The sequence below is a fragment of the Streptomyces populi genome, assembly GCF_002911015.1.
GTDB lineage: Bacteria > Actinomycetota > Actinomycetes > Streptomycetales > Streptomycetaceae > Streptomyces > Streptomyces populi.
Window position 1 is genome coordinate 1 of sequence record NZ_KZ626930.1, and the last position, 25,078, is coordinate 25,078.

The window sequence follows — 25,078 nt, forward strand, 5'->3', positions numbered from 1 at the left end:
CCGCTGGACCGCTGGACCGCTGGACCGCTGGACAACGACCGGTACAACAAGGCCACTTCTGTTGAACCGGCCTTTAGAATCTGCCTGTCGGCCCCCTCGCACGCGCCGGCGTCCTGGCTCCGCCGTCCGGCCCCACGTCCGTTCACGACGACCGATCACCCCGTCGGCTCCCGTCCCGCCGGCTCATGGCGTCACCGCGACCGCGCCATCGCCATCCGCAGGCGCCTCCACCCGGTCGCCGTCGAGCCCAGCGCCCCTTCCGCCATCCATCCGCACGTCCGACGATCAAGGAGCACAGGATGCAGGATCGGCCCGAGGACGTCCCGGCGCAGCCCCAGGCGCAGACGCCACCTCCACCCGGCTCCACCTCCCCGCCCGCGCCCCAACCGCAGGCGCACCCCCAGCCTTTACCGTCGCCAAGACCCGAACCCGTACCAGGCCCGGCACCGGCACCGGCACCGGCACCGGCACCGGCGACCAGTTACGGGCCTCCGCCCGTTCATCCTCCGGCCCAGCAGTACGCGTACGGGCAACCGCCGGGCTTCCCCTCCCCGCCCGGCGGCAAGGGAACCGCCGGCCGGGCGGTGCTGTGGGCGGCGGTCGGCGCGGTGGCCGCCTCCGTGTTGTGGGCCGGAGGAGTCCTCCTCCTCGGCCCGTTGGGCGACAACCCGGATCTCGCGGGGTACCGCGCCAAGGCCAATCTCTGCTCCGCGGTCGACTACACCGCCCTGAGGACCGAGTACGCCGAGGAGGACAGCTCCCCCACGCACAACTCGCTGAAGCACAAGGCGATCGACCAGAGTTACTGCAGCATCTCCCTGAAGACGTCGTCCAGTTCCTCCTACTCCGACGCGTACCTCTCGGTGGAGATGGATCTGCACAAGACGACCGACCCCTCCGCCGAGTTCACGGCCGTGTGGTCCGAGTACGGCCAGCGTTACGAGGACTACGAGGTGGAGGAGGTTTCCGGTTTCGGCGACGAGGCCTACCTCGTGACCGAGGACACCACGTCCGGCACGGGAACCAGTGGCAGCCGGGCGGTGATCCTCGCGGTGCGCGACGGCTGGATGACCTACCAGATGAGCTGGAGCGCTTACACGTCCTCCTACGAGACGACCACTCCGCCCGAGATCGGTGAGGTCTCGCGGTGGGTGAAGAGCGACACCCGCTCGACACTGGAGAACCTCCGGTCCGACTGACCGGCGGCGGCCCGGATCCTGTCCGTCGCCTCTCAGGAGCACACCGGACCACCGACCGGGCGTCCCGGCCGCGTGACAAGTGTCCCCGCTCCCCCGCGGCCCGCCCCGCCGGTTCCGGGCGTCGAAAAAGCCCCTGTCCCGCACGACACGGGACAGGGGCTTCGCAGAGCGCCGGGCAGGCCTTGCACCTGCATTTCCCCGCAGGAAGCGGGGCGTCTTTCCTTGGACCACCAACGCATCACCGAGCAGCGGATTCCCGCCGACCAGCTCAAGATCGATCATAGCGCACCGCCCGGCGGTCACGGCACGCCGCCAGGAAGCCCCCGGCAAGGTGCCGACCGGGCCGGTCGTCGTGCCGAAGGGGGTGACGGGGGCGAGGGCTGGTCACGGCCGGATCCCGGTGCCACGATCGGCTTCATGACCCAACCAACCTTGGCAGGGCTGGCGTTGACGGTCACCGCCGGCGTCTACGTCGTGCTCGGCATCGCGTGGTCACTGCGTGCCTACGGCGACCGCAGGAGCGCCGCGCGCCTCGGCTCGCTGGACATCGACCCGTACCACGCCATGGCCGCGGCGGGTCGCCCGGAAAACGTCGACGAGGCCGCGGCGGCCGTGCTGATCGCGTCCGGCGCGGCGCTCGTCGATGACGAGGGGATCATCACCGTCACCTCCGACCGGGGCGAGGGTCACCGCCGGCCGGAACACCCGCTCCCCGCCGCCCTGCTGGACGCCCTCGACCGGAAGGCCGGCAGCGCGTCCCTCCGCGGAATCGTCCACGACGCGGAACTGTGCCGGGCCCGAGCGGCCTATCTGCGCGCCCGGGACGCCGAGACACTCGGCCGGTCCGGCCGCCGGAAGGACCACGTCAAGGGCATCGCGATCCTGACCATGGCGTTCCTCACCCTGTTCTACGCCGTTCAGATCATCTTCCTGCGCGAGGAACTCGCCCCGCACGGGGTGGTGGAAAGCCTGTTCGCCGCCCTCTTCCTCCTGGTCCTCTGGCTGATGATCTGCGTCCCCATGGTCTGGCTCGTGATCAGGTTCTGGCCCGACCGCCGCGACCCCTTCCGTGAACACTGCGCCAAGCTGCCCCTGCACCCCGCCCTGGCCGCCCTCGACGACCACCGGCGTGGCCGGCTGCGCGAGAGCGTCCTCCACAAGGAGGAGTGGGAGAAGGAGCGCGAACGCCGGGTGGACGTGGACACCCCGGACGCCTTCTAGGCCGCCGACGACAGAGGGGTCCCCGGTGCTCCACCTCGCGGCCACCCCTGTCCGGGCCGGGCCACGGCCCCCGTCGGCCCTGATCCGCGGAAGGCCTGCCACCCTGGTCCGCGGAAGGCCCGCCGCCCTGGTCCGCGGAGGGTCAAAGGCTCCTCCATTCCCGTGCCTCCCGGGCCAGGTGTTCCCATACGGCAGCCAGGGCCGGGCTCGCCGACGTGTCGCGGCGGGACGCGAGGTACAGGGTGTTCAACGGCTCGACCTCGGGCCGGTGCATCTGCACCACATGACCTGCGGCCAGTGCCGGAGCGGCGAGGTAGCGGGGCAGTACGGAGATGCCCATGCCGGACACCACCGCGGCCAGCACGGCGCGCAGGTCCGGGACGACGACCGCGACCTGATTGGGCGGCCGCCGCCCGAACTCGCTGCGCCAGTAACGCCGGATGATCGGGAGATCGGCCGCGTAAGCCACCAGCGGCATGTGGGACAGCGCGGCGACCGGGTCGTCGGCCAGCCGCTCCTGGTCGACGGTGTGCGCCAGCGCGGGCGGCCCCACCAGCAGGAACTCCTCGTCCACCAGCGGCGTCACCGACAGCTCCTTCCGCTGGGGACGAACCGCGGAGACCACCAGGTCGAGTCTTGCCGCCGTCAGCGCCGTCAGCAGTTCCTCGGCCAGGCCCAGCGTCACCCGGATCCGGAGCCCCCGGGCGGAGAGCGGCGCCAGGGCGGGGATCACCTGGAGGGACATCAGCTCGGCCGCCCCGCCGAGGTGGACCGTGCCCTGCAGCATGCGCTCCTCGCCCGAAGGGGTCAGCGCGGTACGCAGCCCGTCGACGTGCAGGCCGACACGGGCGGCCAGCGCCGCCGCCCGTGGTGTCGGCTGGGCGCCTTTGCTCGACCGGACGAACAGCGGCTCGCCCAGTTGCTCCTCGAGGCGGGCCAGCTGACCCGTGACGGCCGGCTGGCTCACCCCCAGCCGCGCGGCCGCCGCGGACAGCGAGCCGGTGCGATAGATCTCGAGGAACGTCGCCAGTAGGTCCAGGCCGGGCAAGGGCATCTCCGTCCATCACTGATCTTATGGGCCACTCCTGTCGATCAAATCCTAGTGATGGATTCGACGGTCGGGGCACGACCGCCGATCATGCGGGGCCGTGCCGCGCCCACGGGGAACGGGTCATCCGGATCCATAACTCTTCTTATGGCACGAAAGAGCGACGGGGCATTTCCGTGATGAATCCTGGAGTTGTCCCGAACACCGCGGCACCGCGGTCCGCGGGTCACGAGCACCACCTTCCGAAGTCGTCCCACAGATAAGAGCAGGCATTCCGATGTCGAAGATCCTGATGATCGTCTCAGCCGCCGACAGCTTGGTCCTGGCCGATGGATCCACCCATCCGACCGGCTTCTGGGCGGAAGAGGTCGCCGCCTCCCACAAGGTGCTGCGCGCCGCCGGAGCAGAGGTGGACATCGCCACCCCCGGGGCCGTCCGCCCGACGGTCGACGCCCTCAGCCTCGACGCTCGCGGCGGTGTGTCCGAGACCGACGCCGAGGAGTTCCGCGCCTACCTCGACAGCCTCGACGACCAGCTCTCCAGCCCGCTGCCGCTGGCGGAGGTGCGCCTGAGCGACTACGACGCGATCTACATTCCCGGTGGCCACGCACCGATGACCGACCTCGCCCACGACACCGGTCTCGGACGGCTCCTCGGCGAGGCCGACGCCCAGGGCAAGGTCGTCGCCGCGCTGTGCCACGGCGTCGCCGCCCTGCTCAGCGCCACGACGCCGGACGGCGGCTTCACGTTCGCGGGCCGCACCCTCACCGCCTTCGCCGACGAGGAGGAGCGTCAGGGAGGCCTGGGCGAGAACACCCCCTTCTTCCTGGAGAGCCTGCTGCGCGAGCGCGGCGCCACGGTCGAGACCGGTGCGCCGTGGAGCAACACGGTCGTCGTGGACGGCAACCTGATCACCGGACAGAACCCCCAGTCCAGCACCGCCACGGCCGAGGCCACCCTGAAGGCACTGGCCGGCCGCTGAGCCGTACCGGGAGCGGCGCGCGACCGAAGGCCGCGGCGGAGGCGTGTCACGCCTCCGCCGCGACCTTCCCGCCCCGCCGGTGGTTCCGGACGCCCAAAGCACCGCCCCTTTCCTCGACCACGTCGCGGAGCGCCACACACCCCACAGTTGAACATGTTCAAAAAACAGGGCTACGCTGATGCCGAGCGGAGCCGAGGGGGTTCGATGAAGGTAGTGCTGCCCGGGGGGACCGGACAGGTGGGCGCGATTCTCGACCGTGCGCTGACGGCGGCCGGACACGAGGTCACTGTGGTGACCCGACGTCCCGTACGGGCACACCACATCGGATGGGACGGTGTCGCACTCGGCCCCTGGGCCGAGGCGGTCGACGGCTGCGACGTCGTGGTCAACCTGGCCGGACGCAGCGTCTCGTGCCGCTACACCGCCGAGAACCTGCGGGACATGATGGACTCGCGGGTGGATTCGGCCCGGGTCGTCGGCGAGGCGATCGCCGCCGCCGCGCGCCCACCGCGCGTCTGGTTGCAGATGAGTACGGCGACGGTCTACGCCCACCGCTTCGACGCGGCGCACGACGAGGAGACCGGGGTGATCGGCGGCTCGGAGGCCGGCGTGCCGGACTACTGGGCGTACAGCGTCGAGATCGCGAAGAACTGGGAGCGGGCCCAGGCCGAGGCGCCGACTCCCGTGACCCGCAAGGTGGCGCTGCGCTCGGCGATGGTCATGAGCCCGGACCGGGGCGGCGTGTTCGACGTGCTGTCGCGGCTCGCACGACTCGGACTGGGCGGTCCGGTGGCCGGCGGGGCGCAGTACGTCTCCTGGATCCACGACGAGGACTTCGTGCGAGCGGTGGAGTTCCTGATCGCCCGGGACGACATCGAGGGGGCGGTGAACCTCGCCGCACCCGGCCCCCTTCCGCAGCGCGCCTTCATGCGGGCGTTGCGCACGGCCTGGCGCGTCCCGGTCGGCCTGCCGGCGACACGTCTGATGGCCGAGCTGGGGGCGTTCGCGCTGCGTTCGGACACCGAACTGCTGCTCAAGAGCCGTCGCGTGGTGCCGGGCCGGCTGCGCGCGGCCGGGTTCACCTTCACGCACCCCGAATGGGAAAGGGCCGCCACGTCCCTCGCGCACCGGGCCAGGACGGCTCGTACGGCATCCGGACGGACCCGCGAACCGCGGCACACCGTGTAGCCGGCCGGCCTCGGCACGACGCGGGTCCGCAGGCCGGTGGCGGCCTCAGGGCGCCTCGAGGACCTGCATGAACCGTTCCGCGAGCGCGGCGGTGTCGATGCCGCCCGCGTCACGTCCGGACAGGACGTGGAAGAAGGCGGGGCCGATCAGGAACGCGGTCGCCTGTTCGGACGACAGGGCGGTGCCGCAGTCGGCACGAGCCGCGTCCACCACGTCGGCGGCGCTCTCCCCGAGGATGTCGCGGGAGGCGAGCAGGGCGGCGACGTCCGGGTCGTGCTGGGCCTCTCCCATGAGGGCGCGGTAAGCCGCCCCGGCGTGGGAGTGCGCCAGGAAGGCGACCAGGGCGTCGAGGTAGGCCTCGACGTCTTTGCGGGGGTCGTCGCTGCGGGGCACCGACAGTTCGTGCCGGGCGTCGAGGACGCTCGCCTCGTACAGGACTTCCGCCTTGCTGGACCACCAGCGGTACACGGTCTGCCGGCCCACACCGGCCCGCTCCGCGATGCCCTTCATCGTCAGCGCCGCGTAGCCGACCTCGACCAGCAGGTCGTCGACCGCGTGCAGCACGGCGGCCCGCGCGCTCTCACTGCGGGGCCGCCCGCGCCCCTGTCCGTCCATCATGCCGCCACTATAAACGAGGCACCGTGTACCGCATGTGCTACTTTTACGGTGCACGGTGTCTCGGAAATGCTGTGACTGCCTCCGCGCGCCTCCTCCGTGCTTCGTGTACCGCCCCTGATGAAGGAACGAGAGCGATGACTGTCACGCTGGAAGGACCCGCGCGTCTTGCGCAGAGGTCCGGCCCTGTACTCGCCTGCACGAGCGTGTGTACCGCCCTGGTCGTCGGGTTCGTCGCGGCGATCAACCTGGCCGTGCCGAAGCTGGCGGCGAGCTCCCTGCATCCGACCTCGTCGGATCTGCTGTGGATCGTCGACGCCTACGTGGTGATGTTCGCCTGCCTGGTCATCCCCGCCGGCGCGGCCGGTGACAAGCTCGGCCGCAAGGGGACCCTCCTGGCGGGACTCGGCATGTTCGCGGCCGGAGCGGTCGCGTCGGCCGTCGCGCCGAACGTGGCCGTCATGCTGATCGGCCGCGCCGTCACCGGCCTCGGCGCCGCGTGCGTCCTGCCCAACTGTGTCGGCGTTCTGCTCCACGCCACCGCTCCCGAGCGCCGAACGCACGCCCTGGCGGTCTGGGCGGCGGCCACCGGCGTCGGCGGTGTCGTCGGCAACGTCGGTGGCGGCGCCGTCCTGACCGGGGGGTCATGGCGGTCCCTGTTCGTGGCGGTCGCGGTCGTCGCGGTCGGCTGTCTGGCGTGGGCGGCGCGATCCGTGCCGCGCAGCGCCCGTCACGAACGCGCCCTGGACGTCCCCGGCACGCTGCTGTTCGTGGCCGCCGTGGTGGCCCTGCTGACCGGCATCATCGAGGGGCCCGGGCAAGGCTGGGGCAGCACCGTGGTGCTCACGGCCTTCACCTGCGGTGTTCTGCTGGGCGTGTGCTGGGTGCTCGTCGAACTGCGCGTCGCACATCCGATGCTCGATCCCCGGGTGTTCCGCAGCCCGGCACTCAGCGGTGCCGGCCTCGGCATGGCCATCACGTTCTTCGGCAGCTTCGGCCTCTTCTACGTCAACGCCTCGTTGTTGCAGTACGGCCGCGGGTTCTCCGTCCTCCAGACGGGACTCGGCATCGTCCCGCTGACCGTCCCGCTCCTCCTCGGCACCCACCGCGTTCCCGGGCTCGTCCGTCTCGTCGGGGTCCCCGCCACGCTCGCCGCGGCCTTCGCCCTCACCGGCACCGGCCTGCTGTGGCTCTCGTACGCCTCGGACACGGCCTACCCCGTCTACGCGGCCGGGCTGGTCGTCGTCGGACTCGGCATCATGCTGGCCGCGCCGTGCCTGACCGCGCAGATCGCCTCGGCCCTGCCGGTGGAACGGGCCGGAATCGCCGGAGGCATGCAGTCGGCGACCCGTGAACTGGGCAGCGCCCTGGGGGTGGCTGTCGTGGGCACCGTCCTCACGGCCGGCTTCACCCGGCACCTTCCCGCCGCGCTCGGTGAGCACTCGCCCGTGCCGCGCACCGTGAAGGAAGCGCTCACGCTCGCGCCCTCGGACCACGCCGCCGTCACCGAAGCGTTCGTCCATGGAGCCGACACCGCGCTGCGTGCGGCCGCTCTCGTCGTCCTCGTCGGCGGAGCCCTCGTCGTCGCGGGTTCCTGGCACGGCGGCAGGACTGCCCGGCGCTAGGCCCTGCGGACCTCCCGGTACGCGGCGCGGAGTGCCGCGGCCAGGGGATTTCCCACCAGCTTCGTCAAAACCACACCCCCCCCTCCCGGGGGCGAAGGAGGCAACGTTCATGCGTGCGTTCATCACCGGAGCGACCGGCTGGATCGGATCCGCCGTCGTCGACGAACTCCTCTCGGCCGGCCACCAGGTCGTCGGCCTCGCACGGTCCGAAGAGGCCGAGCGGGTCCTGACGGCCAAGGGCGCCGCGGCGCTCCTCGGTGACCTGGACGACCTCGGCGCCCTGCGACGAGGCGCCGCCCGGGCCGACGCCGTCATCCACCTGGCCAACAAGCACGACTGGGGCGACCAGGCCGGATCGAACCGCACCGAACGCGCCGCGGTCGAGGCCCTCGGCGACGCCCTGGCGGGTACCGACCGTCCGTTCATGGTCGCTGCCGCGCTGTCGGGTCTGGTCGAGGGCCGGCCGGCCACGGAGGCCGACGCCTCGCCGGCCTTCGGCCCGGATTCCAACCGCGGCGGCGGCGAGAACCTCGCCCTGGACTACGTCGCGAAGGGCGTACGGACGGTGATCATGCGGTTCGCGCCGAGCGTTCACGGCCGCCACGACTGGGGCTTCGTCAACTTCCTCACGGCCGCCGCCCGTGAGCGGGGCGTCTCCGGCTACATCGGTGACGGTTCCACGGCCTGGTCCGCCGTGCACCGCGCCGACACGGCCCGCCTCGTGCGTCTCGGCATGGAGCGGGCGCCCGCCGGCACCCGTCTGCACGCCGTCGCCGAGGAGGCCGTCACGACCAAGGAGATGGCCGAAGCGATCGGACGCAGTCTCGCGCTGCCGGTCGTCTCCGTCGCGGCCGAGAACGCCGGGGCCCACTTCGGCTTCGTCGGCGGCTTCTTCGCCTCGACCATGACCGCGACCAGCGACGCCACCAGGCGGCTCCTGTCCTGGGAGCCCAGCGGGCCGACCTTGATCGAGGACATCGACGCGGGCGCCTACACGGCGGCCTGACACGCCGGGAGAACCCTCCACGGCCTCGCCCGCGCCACGACGGTCACCGGAACGCGCTTCGCCGGCGACCGTCGTGGCGCGGGCGCGAAGGCCGAACCTCCGAACGCGCACAAGCCCCACAGCCGGTCAGCCGAGGTAGTCCGCGCGTCCCTCGTCGTCGAGTTCGAAAGCGCCCTCGGGAATGATGCAGAACTCATTGCCCTCAGGGTCCGCCATCACCAGGAACCCCCCTTCGTCGTACTGCTCCAGCCTGCGCCCGCCGAGTTCCTCCACCCGTTGCTGCTCGGCCGCGGGGTCGGGCGAGGTGACGTCGAAGTGCATGCGGTTCTTGCCCGACCTGGGTTCGCCGGTCCGTTGGAAGCCCAGGCCGAGACCGTCCTCCCTCCGGAGCCATACGTACGGGCCCATGCGGCCCACGACCGGTCTGCCGAGCAACTCGGACCAGAACGCGGCGAGCCGCTCGGGGTCGACGGCATCGACGATGAGCGCATCGACCCGCATGGAAGAGTTCGACATGTGCCCGATCCTCTCAGAGACACCGCTTCGGACACCTCCGTTGTCAGTGCGGTGCGCTTGACCGCCGGTCATGGAACTCACGCAGACGGCCGTCGATGACCTGCCGGACCGCGGAGTTCGTCTGTCGCATCCTCACCGACCCGTGCCACCGGTTCACCATGGCCCACTGCTTCGACACCCACTGGTTCACGAACCACCGGGAGGCCGGCTGACCGGCCCCGCCGCGAACGGCAGGCGCGGAACGGTTCGACGGCTCCGGGCGGTGCCTGGACGGGGCCGGTCGCACCGCCTTGAGCCCCCGCGTTCGGTTTTGGCCGGTGATCCGTTACGCTGCGGGCCGTCGATCACGAAGGAAGACATGTTCAGACGACTTGTGGCGGCCGCCGTGGCGGGGGTTCTGATAGCCGGGCTCGGCGCGTGCAGCGGCGGAGGCGACGGTCACGACGAGGGCTCGGACTACTCGGTCGACGTCGGCAAGGACAGCGGGAGCGCTGCCGGGGAGCCCCGGCCGGACACGGCCGCCACGGCCGACGCGGGCGTCTTCGGCCTCCGGGACGAGGTACGGCACCGCACCGCCAGGACCGCCCGGGCCACGCGGCCGCACATGACGAAGAAGTGCACCACGACCACACGGCGGGTCAGGCACACGACGAGCACCGGCTCGGGGACCAAGCGGCGCAGCCGCACCTGGTACTCCACCGAGCACTCCAAGAGCTGCAAGCAGGTCCGCAAGGGAACCGAGACCTACACGCGCGTCGTCCGGCCGGAACAGTGGTGCGTCAGCCTGGACGACGTCGGCGGCGACACGAAGCGGGACGACGTCTGGTACCAGGTCGGCGAAACGACCTACACCGCGGCCGTCGGCACGGACAAGCACGCCCGTATGGACTTCACCCCCACGGGCAGCGGCTGCTGACCCCGGTGGGGACAGCCGTGGGGACGGTCGGGAAAGTCGGTCAGGGAGAGGTGGGGGCACGTGGACCGGAACGAGGACGAGATCCTGGCCGAAGAGCTTGCCGCTCTGGGTGCCGTGAGCGGGGGCAGTGGTCACCTGACCCGGCTGGTGGCCAGGCGGATGAGGAAGAACGTCCATGAGATCGACCTCGTCCTCCCCCTGCCGTTCGAGGGTGCTGTCGAGCATGTCGCCGATGTGCTCGCTCGGGCCGGACGGGTGATGGGGTTCGCGCGTGTCGGACCCGGCACGGACCGGGAGACGATCCGTGCCGTCGTCGGCGGCGGGGTCGGGGGCTTGAATCCCGTGGTGGTCACCGTGCTGGTGAGCAGAGGCGGCGTGGCCGGTTCGGAGGTCAGGCTTCGTGCCGCCGCCAAGGAAGGTCTGATCAAGCAGCGGGCGGGCGAGAAGACCGCCGTCCGCCTCGCCGCTCTGCTGAGCGGGTGAGGCGGCGGCCCGAGCGGTCCCGGCTCGGCCGGGACGGCGCGTTCGCCTCGAACCGGCCTCACCAGCGGGTGACGGTGACTCCGCCGAGCAGGCCCCAGGCGTCGATGCGAACCGTCGGGCCGCCCGGTTCGATCGGGCCGTCGTCCTTGACCCCGCCGAGGCGGATGCCGTGCACCTCCACGACGACGTCGGGGCGGACCTTGAGGCTGACGCCACCGATCAGACTCAGTTTGGTGATGCGCAGTTCGGCGCCGTCGGGAATCTCGATGCCGGTGAGGTCGACGTCGGCCCCTCCGACGAACGACACGGTGAGAGTGCGCTCGTGCAGGGTCTCGCCCTCCAGACGGTGACCGCCGATCAGGCTCACCTTGACGTCGGTCTTCCGCTGCTCGGTCCCGTCCGTTTTCTTCATGCGATGAAGGTAGGACCGGGGCCTCCCGTTCCCCCAGTGTCTGGTGTACGCCCTTTCACATGACAGGTGTCACAGGGCGCTTCGCCGTGTTCCTGGCACACGTGCAGCCGTACGTCGCTGCCGGCAGCGAGGGGAGAGAGCGACCTGGAGTGGCTGCGCGGGGTCATTCGGGGTCACGGTCGAACTGGGCCTTGGACCAGCGGTGGCCGAGGACGGTGAGGCCCAGGCACCAGGCGATGGCGATCCACCCGTTGTTGCCGATCTCCGTGCCCAGGAGGAGTCCGCGCAGGGTTTCGATGGCGGGGGTGAAGGGCTGGTACCGGGCGATCGGCTGGAACCAGCCGGGCATGGAGTGCAGCGGGACGAAGGCGCTGGAGATGAGGGGCAGCAGGATCAGCGGCATGGCGTTGTTGCTGGCCGCTTCGGCGTTGGGACTGCCCATGCCCATGCCTACCGCGATCCAGGTGACGGCCAGGGAGAACAGGACGAGCAGCCCGAGGGCCGCCAGCCATTCCACGGCGGTGGCGTCGGTGGAGCGGAACCCCATGGCGACGCCGACCGCGCCGACCAGGACGACGCTGACGACCGCCTGCAGCACGCTGCCGACGACGTGTCCGAACAGGACGGAACCGCGGTGGATGGCCATCGTGCGGAAACGGGCGATGATGCCCTCGTTCATGTCGGTGGCGACGGAGACGGCGGTGCCGACGACGGTGGAGCCGATGGTCATCAGCAGGATGCCGGGGACGATGTAGGCGATGTAGGCGGAGCGGCCCGCGCCGCCGCTCATGGTGTCACCGAAGATGTAGACGAACAGCAGCAGGAGCATCACGGGGGTGAGCAGCAGGTTCAAGGTGAGCGAGGGATAGCGGCGGGCGTGCAGGAGGTTGCGGCGCAGCATCGTCGACGAGTCGCGCACGGCGAGGGAGAAGGAACTCATCGGACAGCCTCCTCGGGCTGGTTCGGCTGGTTCGACTTGTTCGGTCGGCTCGGTGCGGTGCCGCCGGTCAGGGCGAAGAAGACGTCGTCGAGGTCGGGGGTGTGCACGGTCAGTTCGTCGGCCTCGACGCCGGCCGCGTCCAGGCGGTCGAGGACGGCGCGCAGTTCGCGCTGACTGCCGTCGCTGGGCAGGTGCAGGGCGAGGGCTTCGTCGTCGTGGGATGCGTCGCCCAGCGAGGCGGCGGCTGAGCGGTAGGCGGCCGGGTCGGTGAAGCGCAGGCGGACGTGTCCGCCGGGGACGATCCGTTTGAGTTCCTCCGCGGTGCCCTCGGCGGCGATCCTGCCGTCGTCGAGGACGGCGATGCGGTCGGCGAGTTCGTCGGCCTCCTCCAGGTACTGGGTGGTGAGGAAGACCGTGGTGCCGCCGGTGACCAGTTCGCGGATGATCTGCCACATGTTGTGGCGGGAGCGCGGGTCCAGGCCGGTGGTCGGCTCGTCGAGGAAGATGATCCGCGGGCCGCCGACCAGGGTCATGGCGATGTCCAGGCGGCGTTTCATGCCGCCGGAGTAGGTGGAGGCGGGCTTCCGGGCGGCCTCGGCGAGGTCGAAGCGCTCCAGGAGTTCGGCGGTGACGCGTCGGCCCTCGGACCTGGAGAGATGGTGCAGGTCCGCCATGAGGAGCATGTTCTCCTGGCCGGTGATCAGGCCGTCGACGGCGGAGAACTGGCCGGTGACGCCGATCGTGGCGCGTGCGGCCTGCGCGTCGGTGGCCAGGTCGTGGCCGCCGACGCGGATCGGGCCGGAGCCGGGGTCCGGGGAGACGAGTGTGGAGAGGATCTTGACGGCGGTGGTCTTGCCGGCGCCGTTCGGGCCGAGCAGGGAGAAGACCGTCGCCTCGGGGACGGTCAGGTCGATGCCGTCGAGGACGGTCTTGTCGCCGTAGGACTTGCGCAGTCCGTGGGCGGCGATGGCCGGGTCGGTCATGGAGTGCTCCTTCTCGGGGCTGCGGATCACAGGCTGCGGGCGGTGACGTCTCCGTGGGCGGTGGTGGCGCGGATGGTCAGGCCGGGGACGGCGTCGGCGTTCTTGAGGGCGTTGCTGATCCGGCCGTGGGCGGTGCCGGCGTCCAGCGCGGCGGAGACCCCGGGGGCGGCACCGACGGTGATGTCGCCCATCTGGGTGCTCAGCGTGAGCGTGCCGTGCGCGGCCTCGGTGATGTTCAGGTCGCCCTTGTGGGTGCTGATCTCGGCGGGGCCGTTCAGGCGGCCGACCGTGATGTCGGCGTCGAGCCCGGTCAGGCGGACGCTGTCGGCCTCGTCGAGCTTGACCGAACGGTGGCCGCCCTCGAAGGCGACGTCGCCCAGCCGTCCCACGCCCCGGAACTCGGCGGCGGCCGCCTTCGCCTCGACATGGGAGCCGGCCGGCAGCCGTACGGTCACCTCGACGGACCCGGACGGGCCGAGGATCCGGTTCCTCACCTCCGGGGCCTCGACGCGCAGGACGCCGTCGGCGTAGGCGACCCGGACCTGCCCGGCCGCCTTCACGTCGCGGTTCTTGGAACGGTCGGCGGGCAGGACCTCGACGGTGGTGTCGGCGCGGTCGGCGGCGATGAACCGAATGCGTCCCGCGGGGATGTCGAGGACGGCCGAGACGGGGGCGGGGGTGTCGAACTTCTGCATCGTGCTCTCCTTCTCCGGGATCGCGCGCCCTGTCGGCCCGCTGTTTTCCAACAACAGAAACGCTACGTTGCATTCACGTATTCGGCAACGTAGTCATCACGTCAAACCCCCATCCCCGCAGGTAGATACTCAAGTTTTGTTGCAACGGTCCTACAATTAATGCAACGATCCTCGCCGGGATCGTTGCAATGAATAAAAGTGAACGCTATGCCGGGGTACACCAGGAGCACATCAGGGCCGGTACCCGTGACGCCTTGCGGGAGCATCGCCTCCGGGTCGGACGGCGACGGCCGCGGGCACCGGCAGGAGCGGGACGGCCGCGCCTCCGGCGCCCGGCACGGCCTACGGGTTGCTCCGTACGGATGAAGCCGGTGGCCTTGCCGGTGGTCGCGCGCGGCCCGTCGCGGGGCGGGTCGGCATCGTTGCCCTCGCCCGATCGACCGACGTCCTGGAGGACTCCCCATGCTCGGTACAGACTTCAGCACCGGATCGCCCAACTGGCTCGACCTCGGCAGCCCCGACACCGAAGCGGCCGCCGCGTTCTACGGCGCCGTCTTCGGCTGGCGGTTCGCCTCCGCCGGACCGGAAGCGGGCGGGTACGGGTTCTTCCAGGTCGGCGGGAAGACCGTCGCCGCGCTCGGGCCGCTCACCCAGGAGGGGGCGAAGTCCGCCTGGATGATCCACTTCAAGGCCGATGACATCCGGGCCACCGTCTCGGCCGTCACGGCCGGCGGCGGTGCCGTGCGGGTGGAGCCCATGGACGTCATGGGTGAGGGTCATCTGGCCCAGGTCACCGACCCGCAGGGCGCCGAGTTCGCACTCTGGCAACCCGGGAGGACCGTCGGACTGGAACTCGCCTCCGCCCCGAACACACTGCTCTGGGCAGAGCTGCACGTACCCGACCCCCTCGCCGCCATCGCCTTCTACCAGGGCCTCTTCGGCTGGCGCAGCCAGGACATGCAGACCCCCGGCATGACGTACCGGGTACTGAGCACCAAGGACGGCGACCAGCAGGAGGCCTCCTTCGGCGGAGTCGCGCCGACGGGCGACGGAGCGACCGAACAGCCCCGCTGGGTGCCCTACTTCCACGCGGAGGACGCCGACGCCACGGCCGCGTCCGCCACGGCGAACGGTGGATCCGTTCTGATGCCGACGGCAGACGTGCCGGAGGTCGGCAGGATCGCCTGGCTCGCGGACCCCTTCGGCGCGGCGTTCGCGCTGCTGAAGCCCGACCCGCGGATGTGACGCTCCGGCAGGTACGGCCCGTCCGGCCGGGTGAACCGCACCACCGGGGAGGGCCGGTGACGACAGGCCGGCGTCCACGGGCGTCACCGGACACGGAACGCCGCCGGACGCTTCGCCCCGTGGCCCGAGCGGCCGAGCGGTCAGGCGGCGCGGCAGAGCGCCGCCCGACCGTCCGACGCCGTGGCACGGACCGTGGGTACGGGGCGGGTGACGCGGACGTCGGCCGCGTCCCGCGCGTGGTCGCGGTGGACGGTGGCCGCATTCCGCGTGTGGTCGCGCGCGAAGACGACGAGACGCAGGGCCACGAACCGCGCGGCACCGGCGAGCGCGGAGGCCGACAGGTAGACGGCCTGCTCGAGCACCGCGCCGGGCACCGCCACCAGTTGGTGCAGGACGAGCATCGCCCCGCAGGTCGCCGCATAGGTGGCCACGGCGGACCCGGCCGACTGCACGTGCTGGCGCCAGGTCGCGCGCCGGCCGGCTCCGAAGGTGAAGCGGGCGTGCAGTTCGGTGGCGAGGAGGGTGGAGGCCGCGGTGATCAGGGCGTTGGCCAGCCCCCAGGGGACCCAGGAGGCGAGGGCCGCCACGGAGAGACTGGAGGCGAGCCCCACTCCCCCGCCGCAGAGCACGAAGCGGGCGAAGGCGGCGAGGGCGCCGGGTGCGGCGGTCCGCCGCCGGTTCCGTGCCGTCTTCACGATCCCCACCCCTTTGGCCGCCCGCTCGGTCCGCTCGTTTCCCAGGACGTGCGCTTCTCGATCCACAAGACCCCGCCCACAGTTTCCCACATCGGAAACGCTACGTTGCTTTCCATACCCGGGCAACATATTTATCGCATCAAACCCGAATAAGCACAGGTAGATTGATGAAAAGTGTTGCAACGACTTCAGCGATAACGCAACGTCAAGCATTCCGATCATTGCAATGAGCGAGAAGTGAACGCTATAGTGCGGGAGGTCAGGGACCGCCACGACGGATCACCGAGGAGGCCTCGATGCCGGGAGGCAGGCTCACCCAGCAGGAACGCCAGCAGATCGCATCGGGACTGGCCGACAGCCTCCCCTACGCCGAGATCGCCCGGAGCCTGGGCCGTCCCACCTCGACGGTCACGCGTGAGGTGATGCGCAACGGCGGCCCCACCGCCTACCGTGCCAACCTGGCCCACCGCGCCACCGAACGCCGCGCCCACCGGCGCAGGACCGCGCCCTCCCGCGGACCGGAGTCGGCCCCCCAGCCGCACGGACGCGACGCCGAAGCCGTGGCCGAGTACGAGGAGACGTTCACCACCGTTCTCATGGCATCGGGCATGTCCAGGATCCCGGCCCGGGTGCTGACCTGTCTGTTCACCTCCGACACGGGCAGCCTCACCGCGTCCCAGCTCGCCCGGCGACTCCAGGTCAGCCCGGCGTCCATCTCCAAGGCCATCACGTTCCTGGAGAGCCAGAGCCTCGTCCGCCGGGAACGCGACGAAGGCCGCCGCGACCGCTACATCGTCGACAACGACCTCTTCTACCAGGCGACGATCGCCAGCGCGCGGGCCAACGACGAGGTCGTCCGGACCGCCCGCCAGGGCGTCGCCGTCCTCGGCCGCGGCACCCCCGCCGCCACCCGCCTGGAAAACGTCGCCCGCTTCCTCGACTTCATCAGCGAAAGCATCGTCCGCGCCGCCGAACAGGCCCGCGAAGTCCTCCACGCAGGTCCCGGAACGGCCCCGGAGGACGCCCCCCGGGTCAGCCCTGGAGACGATTGACGACCAGGGTCACCGCGGGCCCCGCCTCACCGGCCCCACCGGCTCACGGAACGGCGCACCGCCCGGGCGATCCCCCGCCTCGGCCCTCCTCGTCTACACGCATCCGATCCGGGTACCCGGGGAGCCTCTTCCACGAGCGAGGTGATGAAGGTGGCGTCGACTCCGCACCGGTCGGATCTGGACGGGCTCTCCGCACTGGTCACGGGTGGGTCCAGAGGGCTGGGGCTGCTGCTGTCCGCACGACTGGCCCGGCGCGGATGCCGGGTCACGATGGCGGCTCGCGACGAGGACGAGCTGCGACGCGGTGCCGAATGGATCGAGGAGAGGACCGGCGTGGCCGTCTCCACCGCCGTGTGTGACGTCCGTGACCTGCGCGCGGTGGAATCAACGGTCCGGCAGGCGGACGACCGGCACGGTGGGCTGGACATCGTCGTCGCCAACGCGGGTGTCATCCAGGTGGCCCCGGTGGCGTCGCTCGACAGCGGAGCCTTCGAGGACGCCATGGCCACCATTTTCGGCGGCACCGTGAACACCGCCATGGCGGCGCTCCCCCGTCTGCGCGCGAGCGGGGCCGGGGGCCGGCTGTGCCTCATCGGTTCCATCGGCGGGCTGCTCGCCGTTCCGCACCTGCTGCCCTACTCGTGCGCCAAGGCCGCCGTCGCGGCGCTGGGCGAGGGGATGCGGGCCGAGACGGCCGGCGGCGATCTCAGCGTGACGACGGTCCATCCCGGGCTGATGCGCACCGGCTCGCATCTCCAGGCCGAGTTCGGCGGCCGGTCCTCCAAGGAGTTCGCCTGGTTCTCCGCGCTCTCGGGGACGCCCGTCGTCTCGATGGACGCCGATCGCGCGGCGGAGCGCATCGTGCGGGCCCTGGAGAAGCGCAGGACCCGGCTGGTCCTCACTCCGGCGGCGCGTGCCGCCTCGGTGGCGCACGGCGTGGCACCGGCCACGGTCACCCGGCTCAGCGGGCTCGTCGCCCGGCTCCTGCCCCCGCCGCCGACAGGGGGCGGCGCCGCCGGCAGAGCGGGGGACGGCATCGAGCAGGGTCACGGCGTCGACCGCGGTGCCCCCACGTGGACGGAGAGGGTACGCAGGCTGGGCAGCAGCCTCAACGACCGGGCGGCACACCGCTACAACCAGCGGATTCCGGGACCGCCGACCAGCGCCTGACCGGCCGTGCGCGGCCGGAGCCCGCCGCCGGGCACCCGGGACAGGGGTGTCGTACCACCGGTGCGGGGAACCCAGGCCGGTGTCACCGACCGGAAGGGTCTGCCGCCGTGATCATCGTCGCCGCGTCGTTGCTGCCCGCGCTGGGCCTTCTGCTCTACGGAATGGACCGCGTCGAGGACTGGCTCCGAGGCAGCCCCTCGACGGCACGCCACGCTCGCGGGCGTCATCTGCGTCCGGTCCACGGCCCAGGCCGGCCGCGGGGCCCGGCCGACCGGGCGCCGCGGCACTTCGACGCCGCCTCGGACGACGCGCGGGAAGCGGCCTCACCGGGCGCGGAGGGCCTGGTCCCGGGACCCGGCACGGGCCAGCGCCAGCACACTCAGGCCGAACATCAGGACACCCAGGGGGACATGGGCCGACGGGACGTGCGCGATGCCGAGCACGACCTGGATCGAGGCCAGTACGAGGAAGCCCGACGCGTGCCGGACGGGCCGGAGCGAACCGCCGCCCGGCTTCCACGCCAGCACCGCCGCGAGCACGTACAGCATCGACGCCCCGTACATCACCCGCGCTCCGACGCCGTGCAGCGTCTCTCCGTAGGACGCCGTCAGCAACAGACCGGCGGAGACCGCCTGGAGGAAGATGGTCAGGGTCTGCAGGGCGACGGCGATCCGCAGGAACGAGGAGCCGTGCCGTGCGCTCGCCGTCGTCGTCACCTCAGTGGCCATGTCGCCGTCTCCTTTTCCGTCCTCGGGCAGCAGATCGACAAGGTCTCGTCGGTCCGACGACGCAGGCATGCGAAAGGTAAGGCGAGGGGGCGGCCGGAAGTATGGAAGGTGCCGGGACCGGGGTGGCCGGCGAGCGACGCCGACTGGTCAATGTCGCCTACCGGTTGCTCGGTTCGGTGACCGAGGCGGAGGACGCGGTCCAGGACGCCTACACACGCTGGTACGGGCTGCCGCCGGGCCGGCGGGAGGAGATCCTCTCTCCCGGCGCCTGGTTGACGACGGTGACCAGCCGCATCTGTCTGGACCTGCTCGGTTCGGCGCGGGCCCGCCGTGAACGCCATGTCGGCGCGTGGCTGCCCGAACCGCTGCCCGACCGCACCGAGCGGGACCACACGGCCGGAGCCGGCCCCACCGGCCCCTCGGACCCCGCGGACCATATCGTCCTGGACGAGTCGGTGGCCATGGCCTTCCTCGTGGTCCTGGAGTCGATGACGCCCGCGGAGCGGGTGGCGTTCGTCCTGCACGACGTCTTCCGGTACCCGTTCGCGGAGATCGCCGACGTTCTCGGCCGTACCCCCGCGGCCTGCAAGCAGCTTGCGGCCTCCGCCCGACGGCGGGCGGGCGGCGCGCGCACCCCGGTGGCGGCCACCGGCCGGGCCGAGGTGGTGAGGCACGTCAAAGAGGCGTGGGAGACCAAGGACATCGCGGCCCTCGTCGGTCTCCTCGACCCGGCCGCCGTGATGACCGCCGACGGCGGCGGCACGGTCGGCGCCGTACCGCACCCGGTCGAGGGCGGCGCGCGCATCGCCCGGTACATGGTCGCCATCGCCGACAGGGCTCCGGGGCTCGAACTCCTGGAGCGGTCGGTCAACGGGGTTCCGGGTCTGGTGGCCCGGCGTGCCGGCGTCGTCATGACCGTGGCCGCGTTCGACGTCTCCGACGGGCGCGTCACCCGGATCTGGGCGGTCCGCAACCCGGAGAAGCTGCGAGCGTGGTCGCGGCAGGAACCACCACTGCAGCCGCGGGTGGAGCCCTCCTCGCGCCTGGCGTGACCCGTCGGGCATGACCCGCCGCCCGATCACCGGGTTCGCGGGCCCGCTCCCGTACCGTCCCGCCGCCCTTCGACCGGTGGGAGGCACCACCGTTCCGGGAACGGGAAGCGCTGCCCGGTCGGCCGCGGACCGTCCGCCGCGGCGACGGCGAACCGCTCGACGGCGGTGTCACCGAAGGCGGACCCGGGCGCGGGCGGAAGCCGGCAGACCCTGCCGGGACCGGCAGATCAGGTTCCGCGAAGGTCCTCCCGATCCGGTGAGGACTCTGGTGTTCTCGCGCGTCCTGTGCTCCCCTGATTGATACAGAGAGCCTCAATTTGTTTCATCGTATCGAACCGGCCATGGACCCGAGGAGGAGTTCAGCCCGATGGACGGACTCAGCAGGCGCAAGATGTTGATGACAGGAGGGGCCTTGGGGGCCCTCGGAGCACTGGGCGCGGCCACGCCCGCCGACGCCCGGCCCCCGTGGACGTGGGCGCCGAGCAGTTCGGTGGCGAACTCGGGCGCGGGAGCCGACCCGCAGTGGGTGTGGGACGAGGAGGCCGACCCCGTGCTCGCGGCCGTCCTCGACCGCGGCGGCATCGCCGCGATCAACGAGCAACTGGCCACCTGGACCCGCAACGACCAGGCGCTGCCCACCGGACTCCCCGCGGACCTGCGGGAGTTCATGAACACCGCCCGCCAACTGCCTTCCTGGGCGGACAGGGACAAACTCGACCGCGCCTCCCGGATCAACGCGAAGAAGGGCATCTACATAGGAGCGCTCTACGGCCTCGGCAGCGGCCTGATGAGCACCGCCATCCCCCGGGAGTCGCGCGCCGTCTACTACTCCAAGGGCGGCGCCGACATGAAGGACCGCATCGCCAAGACGGCGAAACTCGGCTACGACATCGGGGCCACGGACGCCTACCTGCCGCAGGGCTCGATGATCGTGACCGCGGTGAAGACGCGGATGGTGCACGCGGCGGTACGGCACCTGCTGCCGCAGTCCCCGGCCTGGACCCAGACCAGCGGCGGTCAGACGACACCGATCAGCCAGGCGGACATCCTGGTCACCTGGCACAGCCTCGCCACGTTCGTCATGCGCAAGATGAAGGAGTGGGGCGTCCGGATCAGCGCCGACGACGCGGCCGCGTATCTGCACGTGTGGCAGGTCAGCGCCCACATGCTCGGGGTGCGCGACGAGTACGTCCCGGCCTCCTGGGACGCGGCCGACGCCCAGTCCAGGCAGCTCCTCGACCCGGTGCTGGCCTCCACCCCCGAGGGGAAGGCGCTGACCGACGTCCTCCTGGGCATCGTGGCCCAACTCGACGCCGGTCTGACCCGACCCCTGATCAGCGCGTTCTCCCGGTACACGCTCGGCGACCGGATCGGCGACATGATCGGTCTCTCCCGGGAGCCGATCCTGGAACCGCTGATCGCGACCGCCTGGCCGCTCCTGGTGGCCTTCCGCGAGGGTCTGATCCCCCTTCCCGCGATCCCGGCGATCGCCTGGACCCTGGAGGAAGCCCTCCGCCGGTTCGTCCTGGTCTTCCTCAACGAGGCGCGGCCGATCGCCATCACGATCCCGGACACGAACCGCCCCTCCTGAACCCCCCGAACCGCACCGACAGTCCGGCACCGCGCCGGCCCACGTCCGCTGCCGGGGGCGGCAGTCCACCCACCGCCCACCGCCCACCGCCCCTGGCAGCACTCCCCCGCACGCGCCCCCGAACCGGGCCGCGCACAGAGGCACCGGTGACGCCGGTCAGGCAGCGGAGCCGGGACCGGGCGGGATGTGGACGGTCATGATCAGGTGGCAGGTCCGGTCGCCCGAGCCGCGGTAGGCGTGGGGGGCGTCGCCGTCGAAGGTGGCGGTCTGCCCGGTCTCCACGGCGTGCTCGGCGCCGTCGACGACGAGCACCATCCGTCCCGCGGTGACGCTGACGGTCTCCACGACGCCCGCCTGGTGCGGGTGGCTGGAGTACTCCTCGCCCGGTTCCAGCCTCCAGCGCCAGACCTCCACCGGGGCCGGTCCCGCCGTGGTCAGCATGAGCCGCGCCTCACCGCCCCTCTCCCCCGCCCACAAGGGCATGACGGCATCGGCGGACACGACCCGGACACGGCCCTCGGCCGGTCCTTCCATCAGCGCGGACACCGAGACGCCCAGGGTGTCGGCGAGGCGGACCAGGGTGGCGAAGTTCGGGTTGCCCTGGGCCTTCTCCAGCCCGACCAGGGCACCCTTGCTGACCTTGGCGCGGCGGCCGAGTTCGTCCAGGGACAGCCCGGCACGGGTACGGGCACTCCTGACGTTGTGCGCGAGTGCCCGCAGTGCCGCCTCGGTCTCGGCCATCGCTTCACCCCTTCAGACAGATGGATCACTGCACTGCACCGTGCGGTCGTTCGGTTGACGCCATCCGGTCGTTGCGTTGTACAGTTCAGTCGTTCCATTGATAGTAAGGGATGTACCCGTGATCGCTCTGCTGCTGGCCCTGGGCAGCTCCCTGGCCTACGGATGCGCCGACTTCCTCGGCGGTCTCGGCGCCCGCAAGGCCCATGTCCTGCGCACCGTGCTGATCGCCGCCCCCGCCTCGCTCACCGTCGAACTGCTGCTGTGGCCCTTCCTCGGCGCCTCCTTCGGCCCGGCGACCCTCGCTTGGGGCGCGGCGTCCGGTGTCGCGTCGGCCGCCGCGTTCGCCCTGCTCTACCGCACGCTCGCGATCGGCCCGATGAACGTCCTGTCCCCCGTCACCGCGCTGGTCTCGGCGATGCTGCCGGTCGGTGTCGGGCTGCTACAGGGCGAGCACCTGGGCTCGGCCGGGCTGATCGGGCTGCCGCTGGCGCTGACGGCGGTGGTGCTGGTCAGCGCCGGGGGCGGCGCCGGGACCGTGCGCCCGTCGCGCACCGCGCTGCTGCTGGCCCTCGGCGCCGGGGCCGCCATCGCGCTGCAGCTGGTCTTCCTGCACCAGGCGCCCGCGGACAGCGGCGTCGGCCCGCTGATCGTCGGCCGCGCCGTCTCCTCCGCCGTCACCCTCGCCGCGGCCGGGCTGATGTACCGACGACTCGGCTCCGAGAAGCCCGCGTACGCGATGTCGGCGGCGGCCGGTGTGCTGGACTCGGTGGCCAATCTGCTGTTCCTGCTCGCCGCCCGCGGCGGCGACCTGGCGGTCGTCGCCGTGATCACCGCCCTGTACCCGGCCGGCACCGTTCTGCTCGCCCGCGGCGTGCTCGCCGAGCGGATCCACCGCGGGCAGCTGGTCGGGCTGGGCACCGCCGCCGTCGCCGTCAGCCTCCTCGCCCTCACCTGACCTCGCCCGGAAGGATCCCCGCATGTCCATCCGGCCCTGGGACTCCGCCCTGGACCACGCCGAGCTGCCGCGCCGCCGGCCGGCCCGCTCCCAGCCCGAAGACGACCACGCCTCCGTCGAGCCCGGCCGGCCTCCCTACGGACGGATACCGACCGGCATCCGCGGCCTGCGCCTAGCCGTCACCGAGGTCCGCGCGAAGCCCAAGTACGACGACCACAAACCCGTCGGGCGGCGTGCCGGCACCGCTCGCAGGCTCACCGGACGGGACACCGGCCCGGACACGTCCACCGCGGCCCGGCAACTGCGCCGCCTGGACCGTACGGGCCCCTGGAAACCCTGACCCCGCCGCGCCGCCCCCTCCCCGAACGGATACCCCTCGCGATGACCGTCTTCCGTATCGCCCCCGCTGTCACCGACGCCTTCCCCGGCACCCTCATCGCCGTCGTCACCGCCACCGGACTGCGCGGCCACGAACCCTGGCCCGCCACCACCGCCGCCCTTCAGGAGCTGGAACGGCAGCTCGCCGACGGCACCTGGCAGCCCGCCGACGAGAGCGACCCGCGCATCGAGGCGTGGCACACCGCCTACCGCTCCTTCGGCACCAACCCCCGCCGCATCCGGCCCAGCGTCGACGCCCTCGGACGCCGCCTCGCCAAGAAGGGCGCCCTGCCGCGCATCAACCCGGCCGTCGACTCCTACAACGCCGTCTCCGTCCGTCACGGCCTGCCCGCCGGCGCCTTCGACCTCGATCACGTCACCGGTGACGTCGAGATCCGCCACGCCGACGGCAGCGAGACCTTCACCCCGCTCGGCGAGCCCGACACCGTCGAGAACCCCAGGCCCGGCGAGATCATCTACACCGACACCACCGACGTGCTCACCCGGCACTGGAACCACCGCGACGCCCACCGCACCCGTGTCACCCAGGACTCCACCCGCGTCGCCTTCGCGCTCGAAACCCTTCACGCCACCCGTGACGGAGAGCTCCTCAGGACCGCGGCCGGCGAACTGCGGGAACTCCTCGCCCCGCACTCCGAGCGGACCACGGTGCACTACCTCGGCCCCGACGCCGGCGTCTGACCTGCCCGGCGGACGGTCGGCGGTCCAGCCGCACGACTCGTGGAGCGGCCGCCCCCCTTCACGGACCGGACTTCGTTTCCCGTGATCCACACGATCCGGGTGATCAATATGATCTTCATATGATCAAGGGTGAACTCGTACGACTGCGCGCGCCGATGGCCGAGGACCTCGACTCCTATCTGCGCTGGCGCAACGACCCGGAGGTGGCCCACTGGGCCACCGGGGGCGACCCGCATTTCGGGCCCATCACGCGGGAAACCATGGAACGCTTCCACGACGCCCGGCTCCGTCAGGACCCGCGCGGCGAGGCCACGTTCACCGTGGAGGACCTGGCGGACGGCCGGGTGATCGGCACGGCCGACTACCGGGACCTCGACCCGTTCGCGGGCCGGGCGACGGTCGGTGTCGTCATCGGTGAGCACGACCGCTGGGGCGGCGGTTACGGCTCCGAGGCGCTGCGGCTCCTGCTGGGGCACTTGTTCGGGGCCTGCCGGCTCCGGCGCGTCGAGCTGGAGACCTGGAGCGGCAACGAACGGGCCGTCCGCGCCTTCCGCAAGGCGGGCTTCGTCGAGGAAGGACGCCGCCGCGCGAGCGTGCGGGTGGGCGAGGAGTGGTACGACGGCGTGCTGTTCGGACTGCTGCGTGAGGAATGGACGGCCCGGCAGACCGCCGGACCCTCCGCACCGGCCGGAGACACCGTCCGCTGACACGTTCGGTCTCGCCCTGTCCGGATCCGTCCGGTCGGTTCTTCGTCCGTTCGCGTCCGTTCGCGTCCGTTCGCGTCCGTCCGCCGGACGGGCGAGCGGGCGGACGGGCGGAAGCGAACACCTGGCCCGCGCCCGCCCTCACCGGCCCGCGCCACGATCCGGTACCCCCGCTCCGCCTGCCGCAGCGCCTCCTGAGGCGACGACCGCCACCGGGGCGGGCCGGGACGGCCCCG

27 protein-coding genes are annotated in these 25,078 nt (G+C 71.7%); 17 read left to right on the forward strand and 10 right to left on the reverse strand.

What is annotated here, in order from left to right:
- The first annotated feature begins 584 nt into the window (after positions 1–584).
- Entirely contained in the window at positions 585–1,199 is a 615-nt protein-coding gene (locus CW362_RS32265) for a hypothetical protein (protein ID WP_240658141.1), read from the forward strand.
- A gap of 417 nt (positions 1,200–1,616) precedes the next feature.
- Positions 1,617–2,420 carry a hypothetical protein gene (locus CW362_RS32270; RefSeq protein ID WP_162684304.1) on the forward strand — a complete coding sequence of 268 codons (804 nt, stop codon included), beginning with the start codon at positions 1,617–1,619 and terminating at the stop codon, positions 2,418–2,420.
- 142 nt (positions 2,421–2,562) lie between these two features.
- Here the strand turns inward: CW362_RS32270 and CW362_RS32275 are convergent, their stop codons facing one another.
- Positions 2,563–3,468, reverse strand: coding sequence for a LysR family transcriptional regulator (locus CW362_RS32275; RefSeq protein WP_103553175.1), 906 nt, complete (start codon positions 3,466–3,468; stop codon positions 2,563–2,565).
- A 277-nt stretch (positions 3,469–3,745) separates the two neighbouring features.
- Here CW362_RS32275 and CW362_RS32280 point away from each other — a divergent pair, with 277 nt between their 5' ends.
- Together CW362_RS32280 and CW362_RS32285 are read left to right on the forward strand one after the other, a co-directional pair.
- Entirely contained in the window at positions 3,746–4,450 is a 705-nt protein-coding gene (locus CW362_RS32280) for a type 1 glutamine amidotransferase domain-containing protein (protein WP_103553149.1), read from the forward strand.
- 204 nt (positions 4,451–4,654) lie between these two features.
- A complete protein-coding gene (locus CW362_RS32285; protein ID WP_103553150.1) occupies positions 4,655–5,638 on the forward strand; it encodes a TIGR01777 family oxidoreductase in 984 nt (327 codons plus the stop codon).
- A 45-nt stretch (positions 5,639–5,683) separates the two neighbouring features.
- Here the strand turns inward: CW362_RS32285 and CW362_RS32290 are convergent, their stop codons facing one another.
- On the reverse strand, positions 5,684–6,256 hold the full coding sequence (locus CW362_RS32290) for a TetR/AcrR family transcriptional regulator (RefSeq protein ID WP_103553151.1): 573 nt from the start codon (positions 6,254–6,256) through the stop codon (positions 5,684–5,686).
- 134 nt (positions 6,257–6,390) lie between these two features.
- Between CW362_RS32290 and CW362_RS32295 the strand changes: the two genes are divergently transcribed.
- Together CW362_RS32295 and CW362_RS32300 are read left to right on the forward strand one after the other, a co-directional pair.
- Positions 6,391–7,878: an MFS transporter gene (locus tag CW362_RS32295; RefSeq protein ID WP_103553152.1), complete on the forward strand. Its 1,488-nt coding sequence runs from the start codon at positions 6,391–6,393 to the stop codon at positions 7,876–7,878.
- Positions 7,879–7,987: 109 nt separating this feature from the next.
- A complete protein-coding gene (locus CW362_RS32300; RefSeq protein WP_103553153.1) occupies positions 7,988–8,884 on the forward strand; it encodes an SDR family oxidoreductase in 897 nt (298 codons plus the stop codon).
- Between the two features lie 126 nt (positions 8,885–9,010).
- Here CW362_RS32300 and CW362_RS32305 read toward each other — a convergent pair whose 3' ends face one another.
- Positions 9,011–9,400: a VOC family protein gene (locus CW362_RS32305; RefSeq protein ID WP_103553154.1), complete on the reverse strand. Its 390-nt coding sequence runs from the start codon at positions 9,398–9,400 to the stop codon at positions 9,011–9,013.
- Between the two features lie 358 nt (positions 9,401–9,758).
- Here CW362_RS32305 and CW362_RS32310 point away from each other — a divergent pair, with 358 nt between their 5' ends.
- Together CW362_RS32310 and CW362_RS32315 are read left to right on the forward strand one after the other, a co-directional pair.
- Positions 9,759–10,316 carry a hypothetical protein gene (locus CW362_RS32310; RefSeq protein WP_103553155.1) on the forward strand — a complete coding sequence of 186 codons (558 nt, stop codon included), beginning with the start codon at positions 9,759–9,761 and terminating at the stop codon, positions 10,314–10,316.
- 60 nt (positions 10,317–10,376) lie between these two features.
- Positions 10,377–10,799 (forward strand): hypothetical protein, encoded by a 423-nt coding sequence (locus tag CW362_RS32315; protein WP_103553156.1) that lies wholly within the window; start codon positions 10,377–10,379, stop codon positions 10,797–10,799.
- 58 nt (positions 10,800–10,857) lie between these two features.
- Here CW362_RS32315 and CW362_RS32320 read toward each other — a convergent pair whose 3' ends face one another.
- From CW362_RS32320 to CW362_RS32335, 4 genes are all read right to left on the reverse strand, one after another.
- Entirely contained in the window at positions 10,858–11,211 is a 354-nt protein-coding gene (locus CW362_RS32320) for a hypothetical protein (RefSeq protein WP_103553157.1), read from the reverse strand.
- A 163-nt stretch (positions 11,212–11,374) separates the two neighbouring features.
- The gene (locus tag CW362_RS32325) at positions 11,375–12,151 is read right to left on the reverse strand and encodes an ABC transporter permease (protein ID WP_103553158.1); all 777 of its coding nucleotides are present in this window, start codon (positions 12,149–12,151) and stop codon (positions 11,375–11,377) included.
- Positions 12,148–13,134: an ATP-binding cassette domain-containing protein gene (locus CW362_RS32330; protein ID WP_103553176.1), complete on the reverse strand. Its 987-nt coding sequence runs from the start codon at positions 13,132–13,134 to the stop codon at positions 12,148–12,150. Before CW362_RS32330 ends, CW362_RS32325 begins: the two co-directional genes overlap by 4 nt.
- 26 nt (positions 13,135–13,160) lie before the next feature.
- A complete protein-coding gene (locus CW362_RS32335; protein WP_103553159.1) occupies positions 13,161–13,829 on the reverse strand; it encodes a DUF4097 family beta strand repeat-containing protein in 669 nt (222 codons plus the stop codon).
- A 462-nt stretch (positions 13,830–14,291) separates the two neighbouring features.
- Here CW362_RS32335 and CW362_RS32340 point away from each other — a divergent pair, with 462 nt between their 5' ends.
- Positions 14,292–15,074, forward strand: a complete 783-nt coding sequence (locus CW362_RS32340; RefSeq protein WP_103553160.1) for a VOC family protein — start codon at positions 14,292–14,294, stop codon at positions 15,072–15,074.
- Positions 15,075–15,214: 140 nt separating this feature from the next.
- Here CW362_RS32340 and CW362_RS32345 read toward each other — a convergent pair whose 3' ends face one another.
- The gene (locus CW362_RS32345) at positions 15,215–15,769 is read right to left on the reverse strand and encodes a GtrA family protein (RefSeq protein ID WP_103553177.1); all 555 of its coding nucleotides are present in this window, start codon (positions 15,767–15,769) and stop codon (positions 15,215–15,217) included.
- 296 nt (positions 15,770–16,065) lie between these two features.
- Here CW362_RS32345 and CW362_RS32350 point away from each other — a divergent pair, with 296 nt between their 5' ends.
- Positions 16,066–16,821, forward strand: a complete 756-nt coding sequence (locus tag CW362_RS32350) for a helix-turn-helix domain-containing protein (RefSeq protein WP_103553161.1) — start codon at positions 16,066–16,068, stop codon at positions 16,819–16,821.
- A gap of 144 nt (positions 16,822–16,965) precedes the next feature.
- Positions 16,966–17,991 carry an SDR family NAD(P)-dependent oxidoreductase gene (locus CW362_RS32355; protein WP_103553162.1) on the forward strand — a complete coding sequence of 342 codons (1,026 nt, stop codon included), beginning with the start codon at positions 16,966–16,968 and terminating at the stop codon, positions 17,989–17,991.
- A gap of 323 nt (positions 17,992–18,314) precedes the next feature.
- On the opposite strand, the gene CW362_RS32360 is transcribed toward CW362_RS32355, so the two are convergent.
- A complete protein-coding gene (locus tag CW362_RS32360) occupies positions 18,315–18,719 on the reverse strand; it encodes a hypothetical protein (RefSeq protein WP_162684305.1) in 405 nt (134 codons plus the stop codon).
- 101 nt (positions 18,720–18,820) lie between these two features.
- Here CW362_RS32360 and sigJ point away from each other — a divergent pair, with 101 nt between their 5' ends.
- Positions 18,821–19,771 (forward strand): RNA polymerase sigma factor SigJ, encoded by a 951-nt coding sequence (gene sigJ, locus CW362_RS32365; RefSeq protein WP_103553163.1) that lies wholly within the window; start codon positions 18,821–18,823, stop codon positions 19,769–19,771.
- A 367-nt stretch (positions 19,772–20,138) separates the two neighbouring features.
- Complete coding sequence (locus CW362_RS32370; RefSeq protein WP_103553164.1) at positions 20,139–21,362, forward strand: oxygenase MpaB family protein; 1,224 nt, start codon at positions 20,139–20,141, stop codon at positions 21,360–21,362.
- Between the two features lie 156 nt (positions 21,363–21,518).
- Here the strand turns inward: CW362_RS32370 and CW362_RS32375 are convergent, their stop codons facing one another.
- Positions 21,519–22,103 (reverse strand): helix-turn-helix domain-containing protein, encoded by a 585-nt coding sequence (locus tag CW362_RS32375; protein ID WP_103553165.1) that lies wholly within the window; start codon positions 22,101–22,103, stop codon positions 21,519–21,521.
- Between the two features lie 118 nt (positions 22,104–22,221).
- Between CW362_RS32375 and CW362_RS32380 the strand changes: the two genes are divergently transcribed.
- The 4 genes from CW362_RS32380 to CW362_RS32395 all read left to right on the forward strand — a co-directional run bounded on the left by CW362_RS32380 (position 22,222) and on the right by CW362_RS32395 (position 24,845).
- Positions 22,222–23,058, forward strand: coding sequence for an EamA family transporter (locus tag CW362_RS32380; protein ID WP_103553166.1), 837 nt, complete (start codon positions 22,222–22,224; stop codon positions 23,056–23,058).
- Between the two features lie 22 nt (positions 23,059–23,080).
- Entirely contained in the window at positions 23,081–23,398 is a 318-nt protein-coding gene (locus CW362_RS32385; RefSeq protein WP_376450214.1) for a hypothetical protein, read from the forward strand.
- A gap of 41 nt (positions 23,399–23,439) precedes the next feature.
- Positions 23,440–24,138 (forward strand): B3/B4 domain-containing protein, encoded by a 699-nt coding sequence (locus tag CW362_RS32390; RefSeq protein WP_103553167.1) that lies wholly within the window; start codon positions 23,440–23,442, stop codon positions 24,136–24,138.
- A gap of 119 nt (positions 24,139–24,257) precedes the next feature.
- Positions 24,258–24,845: a GNAT family N-acetyltransferase gene (locus CW362_RS32395; RefSeq protein ID WP_103553168.1), complete on the forward strand. Its 588-nt coding sequence runs from the start codon at positions 24,258–24,260 to the stop codon at positions 24,843–24,845.
- Positions 24,846–25,078 lie beyond the last annotated feature (233 nt).

Coding starts and splice junctions, on each gene's coding strand:
- sigJ (WP_103553163.1), top strand. CDS start 18,821: ATGGAAGGTGCCGGGACCGGGGTGGCCGGCGAGCGACGCCGACTGGTC.
- CW362_RS32375 (WP_103553165.1), bottom strand. CDS start 22,103: ATGGCCGAGACCGAGGCGGCACTGCGGGCACTCGCGCACAACGTCAGG.
- CW362_RS32355 (WP_103553162.1), top strand. CDS start 16,966: ATGAAGGTGGCGTCGACTCCGCACCGGTCGGATCTGGACGGGCTCTCC.
- CW362_RS32295 (WP_103553152.1), top strand. CDS start 6,391: ATGACTGTCACGCTGGAAGGACCCGCGCGTCTTGCGCAGAGGTCCGGC.
- CW362_RS32330 (WP_103553176.1), bottom strand. CDS start 13,134: ATGACCGACCCGGCCATCGCCGCCCACGGACTGCGCAAGTCCTACGGC.
- CW362_RS32370 (WP_103553164.1), top strand. CDS start 20,139: ATGGACGGACTCAGCAGGCGCAAGATGTTGATGACAGGAGGGGCCTTG.
- CW362_RS32360 (WP_162684305.1), bottom strand. CDS start 18,719: ATGGCCACTGAGGTGACGACGACGGCGAGCGCACGGCACGGCTCCTCG.
- CW362_RS32270 (WP_162684304.1), top strand. CDS start 1,617: ATGACCCAACCAACCTTGGCAGGGCTGGCGTTGACGGTCACCGCCGGC.
- CW362_RS32305 (WP_103553154.1), bottom strand. CDS start 9,400: ATGTCGAACTCTTCCATGCGGGTCGATGCGCTCATCGTCGATGCCGTC.
- CW362_RS32340 (WP_103553160.1), top strand. CDS start 14,292: ATGCTCGGTACAGACTTCAGCACCGGATCGCCCAACTGGCTCGACCTC.
- CW362_RS32300 (WP_103553153.1), top strand. CDS start 7,988: ATGCGTGCGTTCATCACCGGAGCGACCGGCTGGATCGGATCCGCCGTC.
- CW362_RS32320 (WP_103553157.1), bottom strand. CDS start 11,211: ATGAAGAAAACGGACGGGACCGAGCAGCGGAAGACCGACGTCAAGGTG.
- CW362_RS32385 (WP_376450214.1), top strand. CDS start 23,081: ATGTCCATCCGGCCCTGGGACTCCGCCCTGGACCACGCCGAGCTGCCG.
- CW362_RS32395 (WP_103553168.1), top strand. CDS start 24,258: ATGATCAAGGGTGAACTCGTACGACTGCGCGCGCCGATGGCCGAGGAC.
- CW362_RS32390 (WP_103553167.1), top strand. CDS start 23,440: ATGACCGTCTTCCGTATCGCCCCCGCTGTCACCGACGCCTTCCCCGGC.
- CW362_RS32290 (WP_103553151.1), bottom strand. CDS start 6,256: ATGATGGACGGACAGGGGCGCGGGCGGCCCCGCAGTGAGAGCGCGCGG.
- CW362_RS32310 (WP_103553155.1), top strand. CDS start 9,759: ATGTTCAGACGACTTGTGGCGGCCGCCGTGGCGGGGGTTCTGATAGCC.
- CW362_RS32335 (WP_103553159.1), bottom strand. CDS start 13,829: ATGCAGAAGTTCGACACCCCCGCCCCCGTCTCGGCCGTCCTCGACATC.
- CW362_RS32325 (WP_103553158.1), bottom strand. CDS start 12,151: ATGAGTTCCTTCTCCCTCGCCGTGCGCGACTCGTCGACGATGCTGCGC.
- CW362_RS32285 (WP_103553150.1), top strand. CDS start 4,655: ATGAAGGTAGTGCTGCCCGGGGGGACCGGACAGGTGGGCGCGATTCTC.
- CW362_RS32350 (WP_103553161.1), top strand. CDS start 16,066: ATGCCGGGAGGCAGGCTCACCCAGCAGGAACGCCAGCAGATCGCATCG.
- CW362_RS32280 (WP_103553149.1), top strand. CDS start 3,746: ATGTCGAAGATCCTGATGATCGTCTCAGCCGCCGACAGCTTGGTCCTG.